This window comes from Pantoea sp. VS1 (genome assembly GCF_002207995.1).
Classification (GTDB): domain Bacteria; phylum Pseudomonadota; class Gammaproteobacteria; order Enterobacterales; family Enterobacteriaceae; genus Pantoea; species Pantoea dispersa.
In genome coordinates this window covers 1-2316 of record NZ_NHZE01000165.1, presented here as the reverse complement: position 1 = coordinate 2316, position 2316 = coordinate 1, and the positions used below count along the sequence as shown (strand labels likewise).

General features: G+C 61.7%; 5 protein-coding genes and 1 pseudogene. All 6 read left to right on the top strand.

Features of this window, described 5'->3' with window-relative positions; genetic code table 11:
• A pseudogene (locus CBW22_RS25515) lies at positions 1 to 190 on the top strand (transcription/translation regulatory transformer protein RfaH); the annotation flags it as partial.
• The gene (locus tag CBW22_RS25510; protein WP_141097388.1) at positions 187 to 678 is read left to right on the top strand and encodes a hypothetical protein; all 492 of its coding nucleotides are present in this window, start codon (positions 187 to 189) and stop codon (positions 676 to 678) included. The pseudogene CBW22_RS25515 and the gene CBW22_RS25510, both read left to right, overlap by 4 nt.
• Positions 671 to 850 (top strand): hypothetical protein, encoded by a 180-nt coding sequence (locus tag CBW22_RS25505; protein ID WP_088518221.1) that lies wholly within the window; start codon positions 671 to 673, stop codon positions 848 to 850. Before CBW22_RS25510 ends, CBW22_RS25505 begins: the two co-directional genes overlap by 8 nt.
• A 114-nt stretch (positions 851 to 964) precedes the next feature.
• On the top strand, positions 965 to 1336 hold the full coding sequence (locus CBW22_RS25500) for a hypothetical protein (protein WP_088518220.1): 372 nt from the start codon (positions 965 to 967) through the stop codon (positions 1334 to 1336).
• 106 nt (positions 1337 to 1442) lie between these two features.
• Positions 1443 to 1979 carry a type IV conjugative transfer system lipoprotein TraV gene (gene traV / locus CBW22_RS25495; RefSeq protein ID WP_088518219.1) on the top strand — a complete coding sequence of 179 codons (537 nt, stop codon included), beginning with the start codon at positions 1443 to 1445 and terminating at the stop codon, positions 1977 to 1979.
• Positions 1979 to 2212 carry a hypothetical protein gene (locus tag CBW22_RS25490; RefSeq protein WP_088518218.1) on the top strand — a complete coding sequence of 78 codons (234 nt, stop codon included), beginning with the start codon at positions 1979 to 1981 and terminating at the stop codon, positions 2210 to 2212. Before traV ends, CBW22_RS25490 begins: the two co-directional genes overlap by 1 nt.
• Positions 2213 to 2316 lie beyond the last annotated feature (104 nt).

The following is a 2316-nucleotide window of genomic DNA, read 5'->3' as shown; positions in this document are numbered from 1 at the left end:
TGACGCCCTGGTGATTGAGAGCGGCGTGTTCGAAGGGCTGTCGGCTATATGGCATGAGCCGCAGGGGGCGAAGCGGGCGATGATGCTTATCAGCCTGATGGGCCGGCTGGTTGAGCTTGACCTGCGACGGGTGCGTGCGGAAGGGATTAAGTTCAGGCGGGTGGCTGCCGCCGGGCAGGAGGCAGCATGATCAGGACACGCTTATCCGATGAGAAACGCCGGCGCCCTCAGCTGGGAGAGATACGGGTCATGGTGGCCAGCTGGGAGCACGGCCACCTGCCTTATGCCGGCACGCTGGCTGTCTGCATGATGGCACTGCTGTTCCTGGCCGTGCTCTGGCGCGAATACGCTCACGGGCGGGTCTGGGCCGGCTGGCTGATGGTGATGCCCGCCGTTGTTGCGGCTGCCGCCGTTGTCATGCGGCTGCGGGAGCCGCTTAACTGGCAGGACCTGATTGCCGGAAGACTGGCGGTCTATCCATACCGGGACGTCAGGGCCTGGCGTGAACTGCAGCAGGTGGTGGCTGAGGCTGGTTTTATTTCGGTCCCCATGCTTGCCTGCTGGCTTGATAAAGAGATGCAGACCGTCACGATGCCCGCCCGGCGGCGGACCTTTGCTTTCACCGGGCGTGAACGGGATGTGCGCGGGGAATCTGACTGCAGGAGCCATCATGAATAAACGCACCCGCCGGGAGCAGCGTATCCGGCTCTGCGCGCTGCAGCTCCGCTACCGTAAAGCGTGGAGGACGCAGGCCAGCAGCTGCCAGCTCGCGGCGCTGCTCAACGAAATCGAGGTGATTCAGCACCGTCTGGCCGCAGACAGTACTCAGACAGAGGCTGTATGCAGCTGAGCTTCCAGCGGCTGGCCATCGCGAGTGCCGCCAGCGCCTGTCTGGCCAGTGCGGCGCTGCTGCTCCACCTTTCCGGCTTGGTTCTTTAACCTTATCTCTTAATCTGAGGTGCCTATGGTTCCTGATAAAACAGTCACCCCGCCGGAAGCGCTGCTCATCCGCGTAACGCATCCCGCCGGCAATATGGTGTTCCGGCTTGAAAGACTTAACACGCGACCGGTTCCGGATGCGGCAATTCGCCCGCTGGCAGAGAATTCCGGGTACGTACCCGCACTCGCTGACGTCACGATTGAGCGGCTGGCGGCGTACATTGCTGACGTCATCCGCCAGGTTTCACCGGGTACACCGCGCGCAGATGTCTGGGCACGCATAAAAGCACCGGTAAAAAACGTACCCGCTGCCAGCAGCCATCGCGTTATGAGCGAGGATGCGCTTAAGGACCTGCAGATGGTGCAAACCTTTATGAAAAAGAAGCATACAGACTGAATCGCGAATTTTTGTGCCTTCACCAGGGCAACCCGTACCATTCGTTTAACCCACACCACTCACTTTTAATACCGCTGCGGCCAGGCCGCCACTGAGGATACCCCCCATGCAGAAACTTTTTGCGTGCGCACTGCTGTGCGCGGCGCTGACCGGCTGCGCCGGCATGAACTCTGACTTTGACTGCAACAAAACCGCCACGGACCAGTGCCTGTCGATGTCTGACGCCAGCAAACTGGCATCAAAAGGCAAAAGCCTCGACGACCTGACCGCGCAGAAGGAGGCCGGCCCAAAGCCTGCCGCTGAGGCGCTGGCGACGCCCGGCAATATGAAGCCCGCCGTTAACCCTTACCGCCCGTTAAGCGTGCCAACGACTGCCGCGCGTCCGGTTAAAGGGCAGGGCGCGACCGCAGACAGTCTCCGGACATCCACGGTGCCGGTTCGCGCAGCAACACCGGTGGTGCCGGGTGACTACAGCGGGCCGGGACAGGTAGACGCCCGCCGCATTCCTGACGCGACGCAGCGCCTGTGGATCGCGCCGTGGGTCGACGAGCAGGACAGTTTCCATCAGCCCGCCGTGGTGGAGTTCGTGAAGCAGAAATCACGCTGGGACGAAGATTTCCGGGTTATCAGCGAGGGGGAGTAATGAAAAAGCGCTTTTCTTTCCGTTCCGCGCATGAGCAGCGGGTGCCCGCATCGTCTGCGGCCGCGCTGCATCACCGGGGCTGGCCCGGTATCAGTCTGCTGCAGGCGGATGTTTCATGCGGTCATCATTTCATTATCAGCGGCACCACCGGCGCGGGCAAAAGCTTCCTGCTACAGGACGTGATGAACACCGTGCTGCGCACACTATTCGCAGGAGATCAGCATGCTCAGTAACGTTCTCGAACACCTTGCCGGCATCTTCAGCAGCAGCCGGGACGAGGGCGGTACGAAAGACGCTGCCGCCCTGCTGCGCCAGAGCTTCAGCTATCCGTCCCTGA